Raw genomic sequence first — 21,909 nt, forward strand, 5'->3', positions numbered from 1 at the left:
CCTTCGGCTGGTCAGGACCGGGCGACCCCTTCGAGCGCATCACCGCCCCCACCCGTACCCAGCTTCTGCGCCTGCTCGCCTTCCGCCACCTGGGCGTCAACCCCAAAAAGCCCGGCGGTCCCATGCCACCCACCGCCTGAACGGGCGCCCTCCAACACCGCCCCACCCCGGCGGCGCTGTCCAACGGAAGGCCAGAGATGACCACCACAACCGACACCCGGCTGCGACCGGTGCTCAACGCGCCCCGGGGCCACCGCTTCTCCCGCCCCGGCTCCGCCCTCCGGACAGCCCCGCGTCCCGCGCAAGGGCTGCCCGAGTCACACCGGGCCCGCCGGGAACGGCTCCTGCGCCAGATGCAGTGCAACCCGCGGGTCGCCTACATGCTCGAACACGGCGCCGTCCCCCACTGGGTGACGGTCGCCCGCCAGCGGCGGGAACAGGCCGAGCGGGAAGCCGCGCAGGTCCGGGAAGCCCTGGAGGCCGTCGAGCCCCCACCCGAACCCGCGCCGGTGTTCCGTGCTGCTTCCCGGGGCCGCCACCGGGCTCCGCGCCGGTGGTGGGCCTGGCCAGCCCTGGCCCTGAGCACGGCCCTGTTCTCGGCCAACTCGGCGATGGAAACGGTAGGCGCGGCCGCCTTCCAGACCGGCGGACTCCCGCTCTAACCACCCACCCGCACACACCGAAGGGGCGGGACGCGCGCGCGTCCCGCCCCTTCGGGTAGCGGCCGTTCGTTTCGGCGCCGACCGGCCACCGACCGGTACCGGCCGGCTAGTTCTCGGCGGTCTCACCCTCCGCCGCCATGCCCAGGCGCTCGGGGGCGCCGGGGAAGGACAGCTCGAAGTCCGGGGTGTCGGCGATCAGCGCGCGCGTGTACTCGTGCTGCGGCGACGACATCACCTGGCCGACGGGGCCGTACTCGACGATCTCGCCCTTGTTCAGGATCGCCACCCGCTCCGCGATGTTCGACACCAGCGCGATGTTGTGGGTGACGAACAGCAGGGCCATGCCCCGGTCCTGCAGGCCCCGCAGCAGCTTCACGATCTCCGCCTGCACCGACACGTCCAGCGCCGACGTGATCTCGTCGCACACCATCAGGTCGGGGCCGGTGGCCACCGCACGCGCGATGCACACGCGCTGGCGCTCGCCGCCGCTGAGCTGTTCGGGGAACCGGTCGGCGTAGGAGGCGGGCAGGGCGGCCTGTTCCAGGGCCTCGGCCACCACGGAGTCCGGGGCCGTGGGCTTGCCCACGAGGTGCCGGTACGGGCCCAGGATCTGCTCCCGCACCCGCTTGCGCGGATTCAGCGCCTCGTACGGGTTCTGGAACACGTATTGCACCCGGCGGCGCTGAGCCGCCGTGCGCCGGTAGCTGCTGTTGGCGAGGGCGTCACCGTCGAAGCTGATATCGCCGGTGAACTGGTGGTGCAGACCCGCCACCGCACGCGACAGGGTCGTCTTGCCCGAACCCGACTCGCCCAGCAGGGCCACGCACTCGCCGCGGGAGACCGAGATGTCGATCCCCTCCAGCACCTGAGTGCGCCCGTAACCGGCGGCCAGACCGGAGACGCGCAGCAGGGGCGCGTCCTCCTCCGGAGCGGGCTCCTCGTGCCCGGACGTCCGCAGCAGCGGAACGGCCATCAGCAGCTGGCGCGTGTACGAGTGCCGGGGGTTGGCCAGCACCTCGGAGGCGCGCCCGCGCTCGACGACATCGCCCCGGTACATCACCGCGATGTCGTCGGCCAGGTTGGCGACCACGGCCATGTCGTGGCTGATGTACACCCCGGCGGTCCCGTAGTCGCGGGTCATCCCCCGGATGGTTTCCAGCACGTGCGCCTGTGTGGTCACGTCAAGGCCGGTGGTCGGCTCGTCGAGCACGATCACGTGGGGCCGGCCCACGAACGCCATCGCGACCGCCACCCGCTGCTGCTGCCCGCCGGACAGCTGGTGCGGGTAGCGGCGCAGGAAGGCGTCGTCGTCGGGCAGCGCCACCTCGCGCAGCACCTCGCGCACCCGCGCGGTGACGTCTTCGTCCGACAGCTCCGGGTCGTGCAGGGCCTCGCGCAGCTGGGTGCGCAAGCGCAGCGCCGGGTTGAGCGCGGAGGCCGGGGACTGGGGGATGTAGGCCACCGCGCGGCCGCGCAGTTCCCGGACCCCCTGCTCGGACAGCCCGGCCAGGTCCTGGCCGCCGACCCGGACCTCGCCGCCGGTGATCTCCGTGGCCCGCTTGCAGTGCGCCAGGAGCGACAGCCCCAGGGTGGTCTTCCCCGATCCGGACTCTCCCACCAGACCGAGGATCTCGCCCCGCTTCACCGTGACCGACACGTCACTGATGATCTCGACGTCCGAGGGGCGCCCGATCACGGTGAGCCCGTCGACCTCGAGTACGGCTTCGCCGTGCTCGCCGTTCCCGTGTTCCGGGTTCTCGTTCTCCGTCACTTCTCGACCCCCCGGTCGATACCGATCGCCGCACGGGAAAGCCCGTCGGTGATGAGGTTGGCGCCGACGGTCAGCACCGCGATCGCGGTCACGGGCAGTGCCACCGCCCAAGGCTGCACGGACATGCCCTGTCGGTTCTCGTTGATCATCAGGCCCCAGTCCGCCGTCGGCGGCTGCAGACCCATACCGAGGAAGCCGAGCACGGCCACCACACCGATGGAGTAGGTCAGACGCAGACCCAGCTCCACCAGGAGCGGGCTGGTCACGTTCGGCAGGATCTCCACCGTCATGATCCGCCAGCGCGGCAGGCCGATCGCCTCGGCCGCCTTGACGTAGTCCTGCTCGATCACCTTGCGGGTGGCCTCGCGGATCACGCGCGCCACACGGGGCATGTGCGAGATCGCGATGACCGCGACGATCAGCCACGCACGCGGGCCGATGATCGACATCACCAGCAGCGCGGCGATGAGCTGGGGGAAGGCCAGTAGGACGTCGTTGGTCCGCATGAGGACGTCGTCCACCCAGCCGCGGCGGTAGCCGGCGATGATGCCGACGACCGTCCCGGCGCCCACACCGATCGCGGCGGCGGCACCGGCCAGCAGGAGTAGCGTCCAACCGCCCCACAGGAATCGGGTCAGTACGTCGCGGCCGCGGTTGTCACCGCCGAACACCGTCCCGTCGACGCCCGTCTCGAACGGCTTGGTGACGAACTCGGTCACGGTGTACGGAGCCAGGAACGGGCCCAGCACGGCGATCAGGACGATGAGGCCGGTAAGGACCACTCCGACCTTGGTACGGCCGAACCGCCACGCGGTTCGGAAGAGCCCCGGGCGGCGGCGCGCCGAGGACGCGGAGGCCGCGGGGGCGGTGCTCGTCGAAGGTCCACTCATCGGTTCGCGACCCTCACCTTCGGGTTGGCCGCCAGCCCGATCACGTCAGCGATCAGGTTGACCAGGATGTAGATCCCCGCGATGAGCAGAACCACGGCCTGGATCAGCGGCACGTCACGGTTCTCGATGGCGTCCATGAGGACCTTGCCGACACCGGGGAAGTTGAACAGGAACTCGATGGCGACCACGCCGCCGGCCAGCCACGCGAGCTGGAGGGCGACGACCTGGGCCACCGGGCCGATCGCGTTGGGCGCGGCGTGGCGCCACAGCACGGTGCGCTCGTTCATGCCCTTGAGCCGCGCCTGCTGGACGTACTCGCTCTCCAGGACCTCGATCATCGTCGCCCGCATCATGCGGACGATCGGCGGGGCCACGGCGAGTGCCAGGGTCAGCACCGGCAGCACCCACTGGTCGGGACCGCCCTCACGCGAGTACACGGACGGGAACAGGTCCAGTCCACCCGGGCCGAGCAGCAGGATCAGCAGGATGCCGACCACGAACTCGGGGATGGAGGCGATGACCAAGGTGCCCATGGAAGACGTGTGGTCGAAGGCGCGGTCCCGGCGCAGGGCGCTGAACGCACCGACGAACAGGGCGATCGGCGTCGCGACCAGGGCCGCCAGGCCCATGAGGGTCAGCGAGCTCTGCACCGGGGCCGCCAGGAACTCGGCGACCGGCATCCGGTTGGAGAAGGACGTGCCGAGGTCGCCCTGGAGAAGCCCTTGGAGCCACTGCATGTACTGCACGGCCACGGGTTCGTGGAGGCTGAGCTGGTTGCGGAGTGCTTCCAGGCGCTCCGGGGTGGCGTCGCGGCCCAGGATGAGCTGGGCCGCGTCGCCTGGCAGTGCCTGCGTGGCCGCGAAGACCACGAGGGACACCGCCCAGAGCGTCAGTGCGCCGAAGAACAGGCGGACGACGATGAGTCGAGTCATGGTGAGCTTTCGTTGGCGGGCGTGTGGCTCGGAACGGTCGTCCGCTACTGCTCCAGCCACATGGTCTGGAAGGCGTAGGAACCGAGCGGGTGCCCCGAGACCGAGGGCTCCAGGCCGTGCACGCCGGTCGCGTAGGCGTCGAGCAGGTTCACGAAGCCCCACACGATGTAGCCGCCCTCCTCGTACTCGACCTTCTGGGCCTCGCGGATGTGCTCGTTGCGCTCGTCCTCCTCGACGGCACGCCGCGCGTTGTTCAGGTGCTCGAGCCACTCCTCGTGCTCGCCCCACATGGTCTCGTTGTAGGGCGCGCCCACGATCGACCCCTGTGCGGTCTGGGTGATGTAGTTGCGGGCGCTCCAGAAGTCCTGGCCGAAGGCGTAGGGGAAGCCCTCTTCCGGGTTCCAGTAGTCGCTGGCGTTGACGCGGCGCAGGGTGACGGTGACCCCGGCCTCGCGGGCCTGCTCCTGGAAGACCTCGGCGGAGGCGATCACACCGGCGTTGAGGTCACCGGTGACGAGCTCGACCTCCAGGCCGTCCTCGTACCCGGCCTCGGCCAGCAGGCGCTTGGCCTCCTCGATGTCCTGCTCGCGCTGCTCGAAGTCCTCGGGGTAGGACGGGTCCATCCGCGAGTACATGTCGTTGCCGATCTGCCCGTAACCGGCCAGCGCCTGGTCGATCATCTCCTGGCGGTCGACGATCAGACGGAAGGCCTGGCGGACGCGCAGGTCGTCGAACGGCTCTTCCTCGATGTTCATGGTGAACGGCAGCCACATGCCGGTCTCGGACTCCAGGATGCTCACGTCCGGGTCGTCCTCGATGATGGCGACCTGGGAGTGCGGCACCTGGCTGATGACGTCGACGCTGCCGCTGTTGAGCGCGTTGACCCGGGCGTCGTCCTCCGGGAAGTTGATGATCTCGAGCTCGTCCACGTACGGCTGGCCCTCGACGTGGTAGCCCTCGTGGCGCTCGAAGAGGCTGTACTCGCCCACGACGAACTCGGAGTACTTGAAGGGGCCGCAGCCGATGGGGTTCTCGGGGTCGTAGTCGACCGGGACGATGCAGTTGTAGTACTCGGCGAGCGCCTCGTGCAGGGTCACCAGCGGTTCGTCCACACGGATGAGCAGGGTGAGGTCGTCGACGATCTCGAGCTTCTCCGGGTCGACGCCTTCCAGGTCGCCCGCGCCGCGCTGGGGGTCGTCGGGGTCGAGGATGCGCTCGAGGGAGTAGACGACCGCTTCGGTGGTGACGGGGCTGTCGTCGTGGAAGGTCAGGCCCTCCTTGAGGACCAGCGTCCACTCGGTGCCGTCGTCGTTGGGCTCGAGCGACTCCGCGAGGTACGGCTCGATGCTGCCGTCGTTGGCGATCCGCATGAGGGAGGCGTAGAGGGCGTAGTTGCGCGCGATGTCGACGTTGTCGGTCGGGTCGTGCGCGTCCAGTGTGTCGCTGGCGCCGCCGCCGGCGACACCGGCCCTGAGACGGCCGCCCTGCTGTGGTTCCCCACCACCGGAGCCACCGTTCTCGGAGTCACCTCCGCAGGCTGCCAGGACCGGTGCGACGGCTGCGCCAGCGGCGGAGGCCTTCAGCAGGGAGCGCCGCGAGGTCAAGCTGGTCAGGGCGGTATTGGACTCTTCGGGCATGGACGGCACGGGACACCTCGTGTGGGAAGGGAACATGGGTGGGCCGACACCTTGGTGACAGACGGTGGCTGGGGGGTGCCCCCGGGGGGTGCTTGTCAGTATCGGTCCCCATTGATCCTCAGTCGGACCACAGGAAGCGTCAAACGAGCTGTGAGCAGCTGAGGGGGTGTCCGTGACGTTTCTCCCGGCCTGTCAGCGGTGGTGTCTGTGGTGCCGCTGAGAACTCCTGTGCCCTGGGGGTTTCGAGCCAAGAGGGTGGGTGTAGCGCGTGGGTGTGCACGTATAGCTTCTGACCCGTGTCAGTGCCGTGTGACACGTTTTCACCACGCACTGTTGTGTCCCCATTGTTGTCACCGGGAAGTGAAACCGTGGCGTTTAGAAAAGAATCTTCCGTTTTGGGCTGATTTTCGATCACACAGAGTGATGACTGTCGGATGATCGATGGGGTGCCGGGGGCGTGGTTTGTCGGTAACGGTTATCGTTATTGGTCAAGGCGCGGCCAGGGCAGGGGGTGCTGCCGGTCAGGTATTGCCAGCGTGTTACACCTCACATGGATGCGCCTGGGGTCAGGGCTGTTTCCTTTGTCCATATCGGGGAGGACACGGGGCGGGGTTTTGTGACCAATCCCCAGCGGCACAAACCGAGGTGTGTTGTTCTGGATCCGGTGCACCCTTGTCTAAGGTGAGTGCAGGCCGCGCAACCCGCGCGCCCGTCGCGGGTGATTGGAGTGACCGGATGGCTGAGGCGAGGCAACTCCGGGACTACGTGCCCGCGGATGCCCCAGACGCCGCGACATCGACCGCACAGACGATCGAGGTGGACGACCTCACGGGTGGGGTCACCGACCACACCGTATGGAGCTGTGCGGGAAACCTGACCGCTGTGCGGTCCATCCGCGCCCGGGTGCGTGAGTTCCTGACCCGGATCGGACACGGCGAAGGGGCGCTGGACGACGCGGAGCTCGCCGTCAGCGAGTTGGCCACCAACGCCCTGCTGCACTCGCGCTCGGGGCAGAGCGGCGGTGTCATGACCCTGTTCATCCGCTCCGACTCGAGCCGTCTCCGCGTAGCCGTCGCAGACCAGGGGGCGCGTGACCCAGTCGATGCGGAGGGCCACAGCCGTGCGGACGGCGACGACTACGGGCGCGGAAAGCTGATCGTGGACAGTTGCGCCACGCGCAGCGGCGAGTACTGGAGCGAGGCGACCCACGTGGCCTGGTTCGAGATCGACGAAGAGGCCGCCGACACCTAGGCCACGCCACCCGGGTGGGGGAGGCAGAGCCGCGTCGGCTCGGGATCGCACGCCACCGTCACCCGACGGCCCTCCGGCACCGGGCACCCGGCCCCGGCCACCACACACGCCCCCGTCCACAGCGCGAGCGCCACCAGCACGAGCCGGTCGGCTTCGTCCCCCCGGTCGTCCACCGCGACCACGTCGTCCGCCGTCAGCGCCAACTCCTCGCGCAGTACCGCGAACCTGGCCAGCAGCTCGTGGTGCGTGTGCAGCGTCGCGAGTATGCCGTTCCCGGTGGTCTCGTATCCCAGCAAGCCGTTGTCGAACAGCCCGCGTGCCGGGCTGTAGCCGTTGCCGTCGGGGCTGGGCAGGAGTAGCTCGGCGAACGGTGTGGCGCCCATGGCGGATCCGAAGGTGATCACCTGCCGGACGCGGGACCGTTCGGCCAGCTCCAAGGCCCGACCGGCCAGCTCCTCGCTGACGATCAGCAGCCGGGCGTCGGTTTCGGCCAGCGCCGCGCACTGGGTGTCGAGGTCGGAGTCGGGGGCCAGGGCGAGGGCTCTACCGCCGACCGCCATGACCGTGTACGAAGCGAGGAAGCGTTCCGGGCCCACCGGAGCGAGCACGCCCACCACGTCGCCGAGGCACAGGCCCCGGCGGCTCAGCCCGGCGGCGGCCTCCTCCACGGTCGAGGCGAAGGCGAGTGCTCCGGTCCGACCGGATCTACCCCGGATGGTCCCGCCCCGGCCCGGCCGCAGGCGCAAGCGCTCACGCAGTCCACCCGTGAGTGAGCCGATCGGGTCGTCCCGACGCGGCAGGTGGCGTCCCGGTCGTCCGGTTCCAGAAGACAGCCCTACCCCCATGCGTTCCCCCAGTCGGTGGTGGTTCTGGCGGGTGTGCCTTCCGGGCTCGTCACGCCCCCTCCACGTGGCGAGCCCGGAAGCGCCGTGCCGGTCGTTCGGAGCGAGGACCCTCCCCAGGTTCCCCCTCGCACCGGCACGGTTGCCCACCGGTCCCGGGGGCGCCCCGGGACCGACGGCGCGACGGAGACCCGGTGTTCGGCTCGGACTCCGACGGCCGTATTTGGGACGCGCGAGGCCCTGTTCGAACAGTGCCAAGAGCGTGATGTCCCATGGCTTGTAGCCTAGCGCGTTCACAGCCATATGCACATGCATCTTGCCATGCATGTGCATATGTAGATTCTTGGGCATGGGGGTACTACACAACCCCGGGACGGTCGGAGCCGTCGAGGCGGTGCTTTCTGTCCGGATGGCCCGGATCGTCCGAGGGGCGGTCGGTCCGGGGTGTACCCGCGGCGGGTCGTCAGTCCGTCCGGTGCCGTTCGATCCACGCGGTGATCTGCGTGCGCGAGTGGAAGCCCATCTTGCGGTTGATGTTGGCGACGTGTCTGGCCGCGGTGGCCGAGGTGATGAACAGGGCCTTGGCGATCTCGGGGTTGCTCTTGCCCGTGCTCACCAGACGGGCGATCTCCAGCTCCCGCTTGGTGAGCAGCTCACGCGGGTCCGTCGACTCGGGGGAGGGCCTGACGGCCTTCCGCTGTTCACCGGTGCTGCGGGAACGCCGGGAAGAGGCCGACTGGGGGCGCCGGCCCTCCTCAGCCAGCCGTTCGGCCTCTCGGACCGCCTCGGCCTGCCCCAGGACGTATCCCTGCTCCCACCACCTCACCATGTGCCGACGCCGCCGCCGGACCCGCTCCACGTCCACGAACGGCCAGGGGGCCCCGTGCGCCGCCAGGCCCACCCGGGCCCGCACCGCCGTCGCCGCACCGGCGAGGCGGCAGGCCGACTCCCGCATCTCCGAACCGAACGCCACCCGGGCGATCGACACCAGCGCCCGGGCCGCCTCGGCACGCTGCCCGCTGCCGTGGCTGAGGAGCAACCCTTCGCTCAGGTAGTCGTACGCCTGGCTCGTCGAACCCAGCGCGTGCGCCACCCGGCCGATACCGGCCAGGCAGCGTGCCTCCTCCGCCACCGCGCCGATGAGCCGTTGGGTGTCCAGGGCCTCCCGGTAACAGCGGTCGGCCGTCATCAGGTCGTCGTTGGCCTCCGCGGCGCGGGCGTGCCCGATCAGGGTCACACCGACACCCCAGCGGTGGTCGATACCGCGCAGCAGTGCCAGGGCTGCGTTGTAGTGCTGGTCCGCGGCCGGGTAGTCGCCCTGCTGGGACTCCAGGGCCGCCCGGGTCCCCAGAGCGATCGCCTCGCCCCACAGGTCACCGGCCTCGCGGCACAGACGGAGGGCCTCCTCCACCCGGACCGAGGCCCGGTCCGGGTCGCGCTCGCGTACCGCCACCAGTGCCAGCAGGTTCAGGGCCGTGCGCACGAAGACGTCGTCCCCGGCCTCGCGGCACAGCCGCAGTCCTTCCTCGCCCGTCTCCCGGGCCAGTGCGTGGTCCCTGCGGACACGTGCCAACTGGGCCCGGCCGACGTAGGCCCGGGCGCGTGACGGCGCCTTGGCGGTCTCCTCCAGCGCCAGCAGCCGGTCCATCCAGTGGGCGCCCTCGGAGTAGTTGTTGTGGCTCACCCAGTGCGCGACCAGGCTCACGCACAGGCGCAGGCCGGACTCGGCCGCCCCGCGCTGGTGCGACCAGTGCAGCAGCGACCTGAGCGTGTCGTATTCGGCTACCACCCGCCGGCGGCCGGAGTCCCGCTCCGTCCAGGGCATCGACCGGCTCGACTCCAGCTTGTTCCCCAGGTCCTCCGCCAGGTTCAGCATGCGGGTCAGCAGGCGGTCCTGGAAGACCTCGCCCTCGTCAGCGGCGATCAGCCGATCCGACGCGAACCGGCGCACCGCCTCGGACAGCCGGTAGCGCACCCGTCCCTCGAACTCGCCCGTCACCGTGATCAGAGCCCGGTCCAACAGGGAGGTGAGCAGGTCGAGGACGGCCGTCTCGGGCAGCGACTCATCGGAGCACACCTGCTCGGCCAGCTCCAGGTCCCAACCCCGGAAGACCGAGAGGCGGCGCAACAGCACCTGCTCGGGCTCGGGCAGGCTCCGGTAGACGTAGTCCAACACGAGCGGCAGGACCTGGCTGCGCGAGACCGCCTGCCCGGGGCCGGGCTGGAAGTCCGGCGAGGCCAGGTGGGAACGGAGTCCTTCGACCAGCGTCCCGATACCGACTTCGGGTGCCCGCGCGCCCAGGACCTCGATCCCCAAGGGGGCGCCGCCGGCCAGGTCGCACAGGGTCGCCGCGACCTCCAAGTCCTCCGGGGAAGGGCTGAACCGGGGGTCGCGTGTCCGGGCGCGGTCCGTGAACAGGCGCACCGACTCCGCGTCGGACGGGTCGGGCGGCGGAGCGTGGCGCACCGCGGCGGGGAGGGCCATCGGGGGGACCCGCCACACCGTCCCGCCGGTGAGGCGCACCGGGACCTCGCTGGTGAGCAGGACCGACACCGCGGGGCACTCCGAGAGGAGCGCCTCACCGACCTCGTGCACCGTGTCGGCCACGTGCTCGCACGAGTCCAGCAACAGCAGTAGCCGCCGGTCGCGCAGGGCTTCGTTGACGGTGGTGGACAGGGGCTGCCCGGGTTCCTCGTACACGCCCACGGCATCGGCGATCTTGGCGTGGACCTCCAAAGCGGTCCGAACGTCGGTGAGATCGGCGAGCCAGACGCCGTCGGGGAAGGACACGGTGGACTGCTCGGCCACACGCAGCGCAAGCCGCGTCTTGCCGACCCCGTCGGGCCCGCTGAGGGTGACCGACCGGCTGGAGCCGAGCAGGCGGAGCAGATCGCTCAGATCTCGCTCCCGGCCCACGAAGCTGGTGCCCGGCCGGGGGAGATTGTGCCGCGCGGGCGCGGTCAAAGGTGCCATGGCCTTCACAAATAGGGGCTGTCGGGGGTGGTCTCACAGGGGCGGGGAGAGGTGTGGCGAGGGCGGACATCGTCGAGGTGGGCAGTGGTGCTTGGGCTTTCTGGTTTAGCGGGTGCACGCGCACTGTGCAAGTGCTCCGGCACGAACGCCTCCCCTTCAGCCGGACTCCCGGTGTGAAGTCCAGCCGGTCAACTGCGTCCTGGAGGAAATCGAGAGTTTTCTGAAGATGTTCGCGATATGGCGGGCGGCGGTGGCCTGACTGATCGTCAGCCGTTCGGCGATCTTCCGGTTGGACAGGCCGCGCCCGGCCAACACGGCGATCTCGCTCTCCCTGGGAGTGAGGGACTCCGGGCCGGTCAGGCGTGGACTCGGTGGTCGGGGAAAGGCCAGGGCACGGTCGCGCACCTGCTCCAGGGGCAGTGAGCGCCAGGCGTTCCACGCTTCGTTGGCACGACCTGATCCGACCCGGCGCTCCACCGTCGAGCGCAGTCGGACGGTCTTCGCCGACGGCCGGTCCAGGGCGGTCCGCAGATCGGCCGAGACCCCGGCCAGGGCCGCTGCGCGCGTCGGCTCCTCCTCCGCCAGGGCCAACTCGGCCAGAGCCTCCAATGCGTGCGCCACAGCGAGCCGACGGCCAGAAGTGAAACTCACCCGCAGGCACCGGGCGAGCGGTTCGCGCGCGGCCAGGGTGTCCCGCGCGGACAGGTGCAGCCTGCCCAGGTCCGCGGCGCACTGCGCGGCCGCGGGGTCCGAGGGCAGCTCCTCGAAGACCTCCAAAGCCTCGGTGAGCAGTGCGCGGGCCCGGTCGTGGGCACCTGCCTCGGCGGAGATCGTCCCCAGCTCGTGCGTGCACCGGGCCTCACCCCACCGGTCGCCCAGGTCCCGAGCGGCTGTGGAGGCCTCCTCGAGGTGGTTGACCGCCTCCTCGGTGTCTCCCCGGTGACGTGCCAGCTGGGAGAGCACCCGCCGGGCGGTTCCCTCGGTCATCGGGTCTCCGGCCCGTTCGGCCCACTCCAGCGCCTGCGCTGCCTGTCGCTCGCCCCCATCCGTGTCACCGGTGCGCAGGGAGAGCGTGGCCATGGTCACCAGGGCCGAGGCCACGGCCATGGGTTCGCGACAGGCCCGAGCCGCCTCCAGAGCGCACAAGGCCAGGGTGGACACCCGGGGCGCGGCATCGACGTCCAAGCGCAGTTCCGCGTGCAGGGCCAGAGCCCGTGCCCGCAGCGGGGGCGCCTGCTCGTCGGGCGCGCACGCCAGGACCAGTTCCAGGAGCCGACTGCCCTCCGAGGACAGGTCCCGGACCAGCCAGTAGCCGCGCAGGGCCACGCACACGCGCAGGGCCTCGTCCACCCGGCCCTTGGAGAGCGCCCACGCCACCACCCGGGCGTGGTTGTCCCTGTGGTGGTCGTACATGCGCAGCCGACCGAGGCGCTCCTCCCAGGACTGCGGGGCGCCGACACTCTTGGCCGCCTCTTCCAGGCGGGTGACGCAGAAGCGGAGATACCGCTCCCAGCGGTGGTCGCCGTCGGTGCCCAGGCGTTCGCCGGCGTAGGCGCGCACAGTTTCGGTGAGCCGGTAGTGGGCGGTGCCGTCGATCTCAGCGTCCATCACCACCAGTGACTTGTCCAGGAGCGAGAAGTGCAGCGGAAGGATGTCCGAGGGGTCCACCCCCTCGCCGGAGCACACGTCCTCGGCTGCTTCCAGGTACCAGGTGGAGAACACCGACAACCGGTGCAGGAGCAGGCGCTCGGAGTCGGTGAGCATGTCGTGGCTCCACTCCAACACGGCGCGCAGGGTGCGCTGGCGCGCGGGCAGGTTGCCCGTGCCGTCGCTGGTGAGGAGCTGGAAGCGGTCGTCGAGGCGGCGCAGGATCTGCTGGACGGACAGCACCCGTACCCGGGCCGCGGCCAGTTCGATGGCGAGCGGCATGCCGTCGAGCATGCGGCAGATCTCCGCGACGTAGCCCGAGTTCTCCCGGGTCATCTCGAATCCCGCGCGGGCGGCGTGCGCACGGGTCAGGAACAGGCGCACGGACTCGTAGCGCTGGGCGTCCCGCCGGGGGAGGGGTACCGGGACCGCGGCGTAGGGGTCGGTCGGGGTGGGGCGTGCGGGCAGGGAGAGCGGGGGGACCCGCCAGATGTTCTCCTCGGGCACGTGCAGGGGCTGGCGGCTGGTCACCAGGATCCGCACCCGCGGGCAGTCGCGCAGGACGGCCTGGCACAGCTCGGCCATCGGTCCGACGGCGTGCTCGCAGGTGTCCAGGACCAACAGGAGGTGCTGGGTGCGCAGCGCCGTGATGACGCCGTCCATCATGGATCTGGTGTCGTCCTGGACCGCGTGGAGGCCCGCGGCGACGGTGCGCAGCGCCTGGTCGTGGGTGGAGGCCTCGCTGAGGTCGATGAAACGCGCACCGTCCGGGAACCGGCGCAGTACGCGCTCGGCGAGGTGGAGCGCAAGTCTGGTCTTTCCGATCCCGCCGGTACCGGTCAGCGTGATCATCCTGGCCGTACCGAGCAGTCGGCCCAGGTCGACGATGTCGCGTTCACGTCCGACGAACCGGATGAATTCGCCGGCGGACAGGGGCAGGTTGTGGCGGGGAGGAGACATGGCCTCGATTACTAGGACACCGAATCGGCCCGCGTCGTACGCGCAGTACGTCGCGGAGTACAGCCGGTCCCAGTCTGGCACCCGGTCCCCGTACGTGTCTCGGGAATGGCCGGTTCCGGCACGAGCGGTCGGAAATCGCCCGTGCCGGAGCACAACCTGCTAGGGCATGCTCGGCGGGCTGCCGGAGGCTACCCCTCGGGGGTCCACACGGCAGGGTCGGCGGTGCCCTGCTCACCCTTGCCCATGTCCTTGACCTCGTGCTCCCCGCCCTGCTCGAAGGGCGGGAACCAGACGAAGGGGATGCCCTTCTTCGAGGCGTACTGGATCTGCTTGCCGACCTTGGCGGTCGAGTGGAACACCTCGGTTTTGAAGCCGCGCTCGCGGAGCAGCTCGCCGGTGCGCAGCGCCTCGGGGCGCTGTTCGGCGTTGGGCACGACCACCATGACGTCGGTGGGGCAGACCCGCCCCTCCTGGACCTTCCCCTCGGCGACCAGCTTGGCGAAGATCCGGGTCAGGCCGATGGAGATGCCCACGCCCGGCAGCCGCCTGCGGATGAACTGGCCGGCGAGGTCCTCGTACCGCCCGCCCGCGCAGATGCTGCCGTAGGCGGGATCGTCGTCGAAGGAGGCCTCGTAGACGGTGCCGGTGTAGTAGTCCAGGCCGCGCGCGATGGACAGGTCGGCGACCACGCTGCCCTCGGGCAGGTCCGCGAGGTCGTTCATGACGAAGGCGAGCTCCTCCAGGCCTTCGTCGAGGAGCTCGGAGGCCACCCCGAGCGCGCGAACATCTTCCACCACGGCGGGTCCGGAGCCCTTCACACGGGCCAGGGCCAGGCAGGGTTCGATCTGTTCGGCGGTCAGCCCTTCGCCTTCGAGGATCTCGCGGACGCCGTCGTCCCCGATCTTGTGGAGCTTGTCCACGGCGCGGATGACCACGATCGGGTCCTTGACGCCCAGGCCCTCGTAGAAGCCCTGGAGTACCTTGCGGTTGTTGACGTTGAGCGTCCACGCGGGGATGTCCAGCCCGCTGAGTACCCGGTGCACGATGCGCGGCAGCTCGGCGTCGAAGTGCAGCGGCACGGAGTCCACGTTGATGACGTCGATGTCGCACTGGGTGAACTCGCGGAAGCGGCCCTCCTGGGGGCGCTCACCGCGCCAGACGCGCTGCATCTGGTACCGCTTGAACGGGAAGGTCAGCTCGTTGAAGTGCTGGGCGACGTACCGCGCGAAGGGCACGGTCAGGTCGAAGTGCAGACCGATCTTGGTGTCGGAGTCATCGGCGTCGTCGGCCTGGAGGCGGTGCAGGGTGTAGACCTCCTGGGAGGTCTCGCCCTTGGCCATCAGTACGTCCAGGTTCTCCACCGAGGGGGTCTCCACGGAGGCGAAGCCGAAGGACTCGAATCCGGCCCGGATATGGTCCAGCCAGCGCTGCTCCACGGCCCTGATCTGTGGGGTCCATTCGGGGAAACCGCTGATGGGAGTGGGGCGGACGACGCGCTGATCGGACATGTGGGGTTCTCGGCTCCCTTGGGAGATACGTATGGAAGTGACAGCCCCTCGACCCGGCAACAGGCGCGCTGCGCCGTTCGGGGAGGGGGCCCGACCATCCTACGCACCCCGCTGGAGTCCGTTCCCTACTGCGCCAGCCACCACCCCGCTTCCACGCCGGCCACAGAACCTTCCGCGCGAGCTACCAGGAGTCCTCCCGCAAAGAGCAGCCCCAGGCAATACCGCGAAGACTCTGCTGCGCTAAAGCAAGTACCTTCCGCAATGCGTCACTCCCGGTGGGATGCCCTGAAGGATCCGTTTGGCCATAGCGAGCATCATGTCGCAGAGCGCAACCACAGGGGGTGCCCGTTCGAGCGCCGGAGAGTCTGGGTTGTAGCAAGCACAGCGCAAGAGGAGTCAAGCCCCTGGGGCATGTTCGGCGGACACATACCCTGCTGTGCGTCGCCCCAGCGGCACTTGCACTGCGCATCTCTCAGTCGACAGCCGAACCCGGGCGGGCCCCCGCTGTGCGATGCTGCCGAGCTTGCGAGGCAGCGCACAGTAGGGGAACTCCTTCTTCGGCCTTGTGCCAGCACCACTGGATGCGCCGCTCGCGACGGGCAGCATCCACCGAACACGCCCTAGCCCTGACAAAGACCGCGCCGTAGGCGCCGTTGAGGGCTGGTGGTGGGCGACGGGCGGGCGGAGGCCCAAAACAAACACAGCACGACAACCGCCACCGGCCCACGTGGACGGTTGTGGGCCGGTGGGGTTGTTGGAGCGCCCGACGGGGGAGTACGGCCGGTCCGACGTCGAAGAGCGAGACGTCGGTGGCGGTCGTGCGCCCCAAGGCGCCGCCTAGGCCCCGTGGTGGTCGCGTCCTCGTGCCAGGAGTCCGTAGCGACCGCACTTCGGTGGGTGCCTTGTTCTCCACCGTAGAGGGCGGGAGCCATGCCGGACAGGGATTGGCGCGGCCGAAAGCGGCCGAAAATGGCCGCTCACAATGTCGTAAAGTCGACCTGCCGGGGTACAGGAATGTGCTTGTCTGACTACGGTCCGTCGGGAGAGGCGGACTCCCTGCCACGAGGTGGACATCCGACCTTGGGGCCCCTCCCTCTGTCCGACGACCGAAACCTGCACGCTCGTCTGGGTTGTGACCTCGTGCCCCACTGTGCCGAAACCCCGGATTCCAGCGCCCTTCCGGTGTTAGGTTCCTTGTGCGGTCGTTCTCTCGGAGGTACCGGTCCCGGGAGCACCGCGCCCCTCCAGACCGGGTCGTGTGAGCCAACTGTCCGTGCAGGCCCGGCACTCTCGCTAGGACAAACTGTGATCCACTCAGCTAACAGCACGAACAACGTTCACGCACCCACCGAGCTGTCCACCAAGATCATCATCGCCGGGGGCTTCGGGGTCGGAAAGACCACGTTCGTCGGGGCTGTGTCGGAGATCCCCCCGGTCCGCACCGAGGCCGCGGTGACCGCGGCCAGCGCGGGTGTGGACGACCTCTCGCACACTCCGGACAAGACCAGCACGACGGTGGCCATGGACTTCGGCCGGATCTCCCTGGAAACCGACCTCACCCTCTTCCTGTTCGGTACCCCGGGACAGCAGCGCTTCTGGTTCATGTGGGACGACCTCGTGCGCGGCGCCCTCGGATCGGTGATCCTCGCGGACACCCGGCGCCTTGAGGACACGTTCCAGGCCCTCGACTACTTCGAGCGCCAGTACCGCCTGCCCTTCGTCGTCGCCGTCAACGAGTTCGACCCCGAGATGGCCTACAGCGCCGAAGAACTGCGTGACGCCCTCGACCTGGCACCGGAAGTCCCGGTCGTCTACTGCGACGCGCGCGACCGCAGGTCCGTGGTTCGGGTCCTGGTGACCCTGGTCAAACACGCTATGGCCCTGGAAGCCCGGCAGCGGACCCAGCGCCAGCTCGTCTGACCCGGCCCCGGGCATCGGCCCCCGGGTACCCGCGGCCCACAGCCCTTATGGGGTGGTTTCGTGCCGTTGCTGACGACAAGGGGCCGCCCGTGGGGAACCAATCAGTTGTGTCCGGCGTTACCCTGGCGTGGTGTTCGGACGAATGGCGGAAAGCGTCCGCCGCCTACTGGGTAAGCCCGGTGCGGTGGACCTGCGGCCCTATACCAAGCTCCTGCCGGCGATCGAGGCCGAAGAGGAGGGTCTGCGAGAACTCAGCGATGCCGAGCTGACAGAGAAGGCCATCGAGCTCGGCTACGCCGAGCTGCCCTATTCCACCAACGATCTCGTCAGTCTGTGCGCGGTCGGCCGCGAGGCGGCCCTGCGCACTCTCGACGAGCGCCCCTTCGACGTGCAGCTCCTCGGCGTCATGTCGCTGCTGGACGGCCACGTGTCGGAGATGGCCACCGGTGAGGGCAAGACGCTCGCCGGTACCCTCGCCGCGGCCGGGTTCGCCCTGCGAGGCAAGCGCGTCCACCTGCTCAGCGTCAACGACTACCTCGCCAAGCGTGACGCCGAGTGGATGCGCCCCCTGTACAAGATGCTCGGTGTGACCGTCGGCTGGATCAGCGAGGAGTCCACCGTCGAGCAGCGCAAGGAGGCGTACGGCTGCGACGTCACCTACGCCGCCGTCAGCGAACTCGGCTTCGACGTGCTGCGCGACCGCATGGTCACCGACATCGACGACCGGGTCGTCCCCGAACCCCACGTCGCCATCATCGACGAGGCCGACTCCGTGCTCGTCGACGAGGCCCGGGTGCCCCTGGTCCTGGCCGGCGCGGCCGAGAGCGTCCCGGCCGACGTCGAGATGGCCGACGTCGTACGCGGCCTCAAACCGCGCCTCCACTACGAGGTCGACGGCGAGGGGCGCAACGTCCAGCTCACCGACGCAGGTATCGACGCGGTGGAGAAGACCCTGGACGGCGTCGACCTGTACTCCGAGGACGACACCTCGGTGCTTCCGCAGGTCAACCTGGCCCTGCACGCACACGTACTCCTCCAGCGCGACGTCCACTACGTGGTCCGTGACGGCGAGGTGCGGCTGATCAACGAGTCGCGGGGCCGGATCGCCCTGCTCCAGCGCTGGCCGGACGGGTTGCAGGCCGCGGTCGAGGCCAAGGAGAAGGTGGCGGTCAGCGAGACCGGCGAGGTCCTGGACTCGATCACCGTCCAGTCCCTGGTACTGCGTTACCCGACGCTCGGCGGTATGACCGGTACCGCGATGTCCGTCGCCGAGCAGCTGCGCGAGTTCTACGAACTCGAGGTCGCGGTCATCCCCTCCAACAAGCCGAATATCCGCGAGGACCACGGCACGAGCCTGTACGCCACGCGGGAGGAGAAGGAAGACGGCCTCATCGCCAGGGTCGAGGAGGTCCACAAGAGCGGCCGCCCGATCCTCATCGGCACCCAGGACGTCGCCGAGTCCGAGCTCCTTGCCGACCGCTTGCGCGAGGCCGGTCTGGAATGCGTGGTCCTCAACGCGAAGAACGACGCCAACGAGGCCTCCATCATCGCTGAGGCCGGTACCTACGGTGCGATCACGGTGTCCACCCAGATGGCCGGCCGCGGTACCGACATCCGGCTCGGCGGCAGCGACATGTCCGACCGCGAGCGTGTCGTGGAGGCTGGCGGCCTGTTCGTGATGGGCTTCGGCCGCTACCCCAGCAGCCGCCTGGACGGACAGCTCCGTGGGCGCGCCGGGCGCCAAGGCGACCCCGGCGACTCCGTGTTCTTCGTCAGCATGGACGACGACCTGCTGGTGAACAACGCCCCGGAGACCACCGGCTACCAGACCACGTCCGACGGCGAGATCACCGACGAGGGCTGGCTGGGCATGGTCGACCACGCCCAGCGGGTCTCCGAGGGGCAGCTGCTGGAGGTCCACCGCAACACGTGGCGGTACAACAAGCTCATCGACGTGCAGCGCGACGTGGTCCTGGAGCACCGCGAGCTGGTCCTCACGGGCAACCTGGGCGACGAGCACATCGCCAAGGACAGCAAGGAGCGCCACGAGGAGCTGGTGGAGGAGTTGGACACCGAGCGGGTCGCGCAGGCCGCCCGGTTGATCACCCTGTACCACCTGGACCGCGGCTGGACCGACCACAACGCGTTCCTCTCGGAACTGCGCGAGGGCATCCACCTGCGCTTCCTGGGCCGACGCGACCCGTTGGACGAGTTCAACCGCGAGGCCGTGCCGGTCTTCAAGGGCTTCCTCGACGACGCCCGTGCCAGGGCGGCGACCACCTTCGACGAGCTCGAGGTGGTGGACGGTGAGCTCGACGTGGGTTCGGTCGGGGTCAAGCGCCCGTCGATGACGTGGACCTACATGGTGCACGACCACCCGTTCAGCTCGGCCCTGGAGACGCTCGTGGGCAGGCTCAAGGGCGGCCGGGGTTCGTCGAGCGACGACTGAGAATTCTTCGCATCGCCATATGCGCGGGTCGGGACTAAAGTCCCGGCCCGCGCATTACTTTTGTCGGTTCGTCTGCTGAAACGCGAAGCCGGGGCCGCCGGTTCTCTGTGTAAAGGGCTCGGGAGGGTTAAAATGGATGCGTTTTCAAAGGAATCTGAGACGGTTGGGACTGAATCGACGGTGGTCCACGAGATCGGCGCGCAGGAGAAGATCAGTTACGGGCGCAACGACCGCTTCGCGGGAGGGCCCGTTGGCGGAGGGAGCTTCTGGACCGATGATGACGGTCTGCCGGTGGCGAAAATCGGCGGGCCGAAAGACTGGCGCCCCACGCCCATGGTCGATGTTCGTGTGGGTGATGTGTTCAGTGTCGGTGGCCAGGCCTGGAGGGTTACGGAAATCGTCGACGCGGATTCGCCAGGCGCGTACCTGCTGGCGACCAGGATTAGCTGACCGGTCTTCCCCGGGATGATCCGGGTGAAGAACCATTTATGCCCCCGTTGGAACTGCAACCCCCTGCAGCCTTTATTCCGGTTGTTGCGGAGCGTTTCCATTTTCGGTTTGTCCGGCGGGGGCTTTTTGCTTGCCCAGGGGGCGGTGGTCTGTGTGCAGCCGTTGGCACTACTGGGTTATCGCAGGTCACGAGGGGTGTTCAGGATACTCCCGGGGGGGAATCGAGACGCTCCAGTTATCTGAAGGGGGGTGTTCGCGTTACCGGTGCCTGGCTAACGTCAGTGGTGCATGGTGCGCCCTCGACGCGGTCGGGAGGGCCTCTCGCTCACCGAGAGTTGTGGATTGCCGCGCCTGTCACTCGCGGTCGGTCCCAGGGGCTGTCCCCCGCCCCTGGGCCTGGCCTTCCCCTGTGCTCCGGAGCCCCCAGGCATAGTAGATCTTGTTCCAGGTGACCCGTGTCCTCTTGTTCGCTGGGCTTTTCGTGCCAACCGAGTGGCGCTCGGGTCTTGCGGTAGAACGAGTTCCAGTATTAGCCTCTGCGTAAGCCTCGCCCGGTGAGGGCACCCAACAGTTCGGTCGTGGGGTGCCGCTGACGGCAGGCGAACCGAAGGACCGTCGCCCGTCGAAGTCGGATCGCGCCCCGACTTCGGCGGGCGACGTCCGTGTTTCGGGAGTGTGTCCGTGTGCCGCCGGTCGAGGATGCGGCCGGGCCCAGCGGGTGTGGCCGGGTCAGCTGAGAAGGCGCGCGATCTCGTCGAAGGTGGGGCAGGGCCAGGCCAGTCCGCAGCCCTGGCAGTCGTACCCTTCCCCCGAATCCGGGCTGTGCAGGAGCAGGAGGTCCACGCAGACTCCGGCCAGCGCGGACACCTCGTTGCGGGCGTTCGCGTAGAAGGCGAGGTCGTTAACGCGGGCCAGGGCGCTGTCGGAGCGGGCGTCGGGAAGCCCGACGGTATCCGGTTCCCAAGGGACTGCGCGATCGGAGCGCTCCAGGATTCCCTGCACACACTGGAGCAGCCTCGTGTGCTCGGAGGGGCGTCCCCTCCGTGTCACTGGTCTGGTGAACGGCGGCATCGCTGATCTCCCCCAACGGGTGGATACGCAGCGGCTCCCCCGAAAGGAAAGCGCTGTGACTCAGCGTACACAAATCGTCGCACAATGTCGCGATACGCGGGAAGTGGCCTGGCCCGAAAAAGGTGTGCGTCGGCCGGAAATATGTGCGCGGGCCGCCCCCAAGGGGAGGGGCGGCCCGCTGGAAGGGGTGGGAACCGGGCCGCGCGGACCCGCTTCCATGGTCCGGTCAGCCGCAGCCGCCGCCACAACTGCAGGAACCGCCGCTCTGGCAGCCGCAGCCGCAGCTGGATCCGCAGTTGCAGCCGCTCAGGTGCGGAGGTCTCGTCAGGGGGTGGGCCACAGTCCCTCCTCAGGGCTCGACGCAGCACCCGTGCGCGATCACGCCGGAGTCCTCCCTCCGCCGGGAGGCGGCGTCACGGGCGCGTTCCCGCAACAGGGAATGCCCGCTGCCCGGCTTTCCCAACCCATGGTGCGGAACCTGCCTTTCCATGACCTTGGGGATCGCGGTCGCCTCGTCCCTGAGTAGCCCAGCCGGTCCCGTGCTGAACTGCGGTTTCCCCGAATCACCCTTCAGGCGAAGAAGGTAGGGGAGGCCGCCGGCCGACGTGTCATTCGGTAGAGCCAAACCTGACCGACGAACATGACCGGAACTGTGGGCAGCAGCACCGACCACACGAACACCCCGGTCATGCCGGGGATGTCCGCTGACGGCAACGGGGCGGACAGCGCGACCAGCAGCCCGGGCACCGCGATGGCCAGCGCCGACGTATGCCGGGACAGCATCGGTCCGGTCAGCCCGCTGGTTGCCGCCAAGGAGGCCAGCAGCGCGGCAAACAGCACCACCGCCGTACCGGGGCGGTCCAGGTCGACTCCGCCGAAGGCGACCGCGGCGGCCGCTGCCGCCACGACGGCCCCCAGCGCCGTCCGGGCCAGGCCCCGGGTGGC

Annotated in this window: 14 protein-coding genes and 1 pseudogene; 5 read left to right on the plus strand and 10 right to left on the minus strand. The window is 69.3% G+C overall.

What is annotated here, in order from left to right:
- Positions 1-197 precede the first annotated feature (197 nt).
- Positions 198-662, plus strand: coding sequence for a hypothetical protein (locus ACYVD1_RS31815; protein WP_460778171.1), 465 nt, complete (start codon positions 198-200; stop codon positions 660-662).
- A 106-nt stretch (positions 663-768) separates the two neighbouring features.
- Here the strand turns inward: ACYVD1_RS31815 and ACYVD1_RS31820 are convergent, their stop codons facing one another.
- Genes ACYVD1_RS31820 through ACYVD1_RS31835 form a run of 4 tightly spaced genes read right to left on the minus strand, consistent with a single transcriptional unit; the run spans position 769 to position 5,901 of the window.
- Positions 769-2,433, minus strand: a complete 1,665-nt coding sequence (locus ACYVD1_RS31820; protein ID WP_460778172.1) for an ABC transporter ATP-binding protein — start codon at positions 2,431-2,433, stop codon at positions 769-771.
- A complete protein-coding gene (locus ACYVD1_RS31825; protein WP_460778173.1) occupies positions 2,430-3,323 on the minus strand; it encodes an ABC transporter permease in 894 nt (297 codons plus the stop codon). Before ACYVD1_RS31825 ends, ACYVD1_RS31820 begins: the two co-directional genes overlap by 4 nt.
- A complete protein-coding gene (locus ACYVD1_RS31830; protein WP_460749963.1) occupies positions 3,320-4,255 on the minus strand; it encodes an ABC transporter permease in 936 nt (311 codons plus the stop codon). The genes ACYVD1_RS31825 and ACYVD1_RS31830 overlap by 4 nt, the downstream gene beginning before the upstream one ends.
- 44 nt (positions 4,256-4,299) lie before the next feature.
- Complete coding sequence (locus ACYVD1_RS31835; RefSeq protein WP_460778174.1) at positions 4,300-5,901, minus strand: ABC transporter substrate-binding protein; 1,602 nt, start codon at positions 5,899-5,901, stop codon at positions 4,300-4,302.
- 726 nt (positions 5,902-6,627) lie between these two features.
- Here ACYVD1_RS31835 and ACYVD1_RS31840 point away from each other — a divergent pair.
- Positions 6,628-7,143: an ATP-binding protein gene (locus ACYVD1_RS31840; RefSeq protein ID WP_460778175.1), complete on the plus strand. Its 516-nt coding sequence runs from the start codon at positions 6,628-6,630 to the stop codon at positions 7,141-7,143.
- On the opposite strand, the gene ACYVD1_RS31845 is transcribed toward ACYVD1_RS31840, so the two are convergent.
- The 4 genes from ACYVD1_RS31845 to hisS form a co-directional block, all read right to left on the minus strand.
- Positions 7,140-7,988, minus strand: a complete 849-nt coding sequence (locus tag ACYVD1_RS31845) for an AMP-binding protein (RefSeq protein WP_460778176.1) — start codon at positions 7,986-7,988, stop codon at positions 7,140-7,142. The genes ACYVD1_RS31840 and ACYVD1_RS31845 overlap by 4 nt on opposite strands.
- A gap of 460 nt (positions 7,989-8,448) precedes the next feature.
- Positions 8,449-10,950: a LuxR C-terminal-related transcriptional regulator gene (locus tag ACYVD1_RS31850; RefSeq protein ID WP_460778180.1), complete on the minus strand. Its 2,502-nt coding sequence runs from the start codon at positions 10,948-10,950 to the stop codon at positions 8,449-8,451.
- 165 nt (positions 10,951-11,115) lie between these two features.
- The gene (locus ACYVD1_RS31855; RefSeq protein WP_460778181.1) at positions 11,116-13,566 is read right to left on the minus strand and encodes a helix-turn-helix transcriptional regulator; all 2,451 of its coding nucleotides are present in this window, start codon (positions 13,564-13,566) and stop codon (positions 11,116-11,118) included.
- 188 nt (positions 13,567-13,754) lie between these two features.
- Complete coding sequence (gene hisS, locus ACYVD1_RS31860; RefSeq protein ID WP_460778177.1) at positions 13,755-15,074, minus strand: histidine--tRNA ligase; 1,320 nt, start codon at positions 15,072-15,074, stop codon at positions 13,755-13,757.
- 1,305 nt (positions 15,075-16,379) lie between these two features.
- Here hisS and ACYVD1_RS31865 point away from each other — a divergent pair.
- From ACYVD1_RS31865 to ACYVD1_RS31875, 3 genes are all read left to right on the plus strand, one after another.
- Positions 16,380-16,994, plus strand: coding sequence for a GTP-binding protein (locus tag ACYVD1_RS31865; RefSeq protein ID WP_460749986.1), 615 nt, complete (start codon positions 16,380-16,382; stop codon positions 16,992-16,994).
- A gap of 142 nt (positions 16,995-17,136) precedes the next feature.
- On the plus strand, positions 17,137-19,443 hold the full coding sequence (gene secA2, locus ACYVD1_RS31870; protein ID WP_460778178.1) for an accessory Sec system translocase SecA2: 2,307 nt from the start codon (positions 17,137-17,139) through the stop codon (positions 19,441-19,443).
- A gap of 180 nt (positions 19,444-19,623) precedes the next feature.
- A complete protein-coding gene (locus ACYVD1_RS31875; RefSeq protein ID WP_460749997.1) occupies positions 19,624-19,893 on the plus strand; it encodes a DUF6406 domain-containing protein in 270 nt (89 codons plus the stop codon).
- Between the two features lie 729 nt (positions 19,894-20,622).
- Here the strand turns inward: ACYVD1_RS31875 and ACYVD1_RS31880 are convergent.
- Both ACYVD1_RS31880 and ACYVD1_RS31885 read right to left on the minus strand, forming a co-directional pair.
- Positions 20,623-20,895: a hypothetical protein gene (locus ACYVD1_RS31880; protein WP_460778179.1), complete on the minus strand. Its 273-nt coding sequence runs from the start codon at positions 20,893-20,895 to the stop codon at positions 20,623-20,625.
- Positions 20,896-21,534: 639 nt separating this feature from the next.
- Positions 21,535-21,909 (minus strand): annotated as a pseudogene (locus ACYVD1_RS31885) (cytochrome d ubiquinol oxidase subunit II); the annotation flags it as partial.

It is taken from the genome of Nocardiopsis nanhaiensis, from assembly GCF_054778635.1.

Bases quoted from the DNA above. Each gene is read 5' to 3' on its own strand.
- ACYVD1_RS31815 (WP_460778171.1), top strand. From the start codon at position 198: ATGACCACCACAACCGACACCCGGCTGCGACCGGTGCTCAACGCGCCC.
- ACYVD1_RS31825 (WP_460778173.1), bottom strand. From the start codon at position 3,323: ATGAGTGGACCTTCGACGAGCACCGCCCCCGCGGCCTCCGCGTCCTCG.
- ACYVD1_RS31830 (WP_460749963.1), bottom strand. From the start codon at position 4,255: ATGACTCGACTCATCGTCGTCCGCCTGTTCTTCGGCGCACTGACGCTC.
- ACYVD1_RS31840 (WP_460778175.1), top strand. From the start codon at position 6,628: ATGGCTGAGGCGAGGCAACTCCGGGACTACGTGCCCGCGGATGCCCCA.
- ACYVD1_RS31845 (WP_460778176.1), bottom strand. From the start codon at position 7,988: ATGGGGGTAGGGCTGTCTTCTGGAACCGGACGACCGGGACGCCACCTG.
- ACYVD1_RS31855 (WP_460778181.1), bottom strand. From the start codon at position 13,566: ATGTCTCCTCCCCGCCACAACCTGCCCCTGTCCGCCGGCGAATTCATC.
- hisS (WP_460778177.1), bottom strand. From the start codon at position 15,074: ATGTCCGATCAGCGCGTCGTCCGCCCCACTCCCATCAGCGGTTTCCCC.
- secA2 (WP_460778178.1), top strand. From the start codon at position 17,137: ATGGCGGAAAGCGTCCGCCGCCTACTGGGTAAGCCCGGTGCGGTGGAC.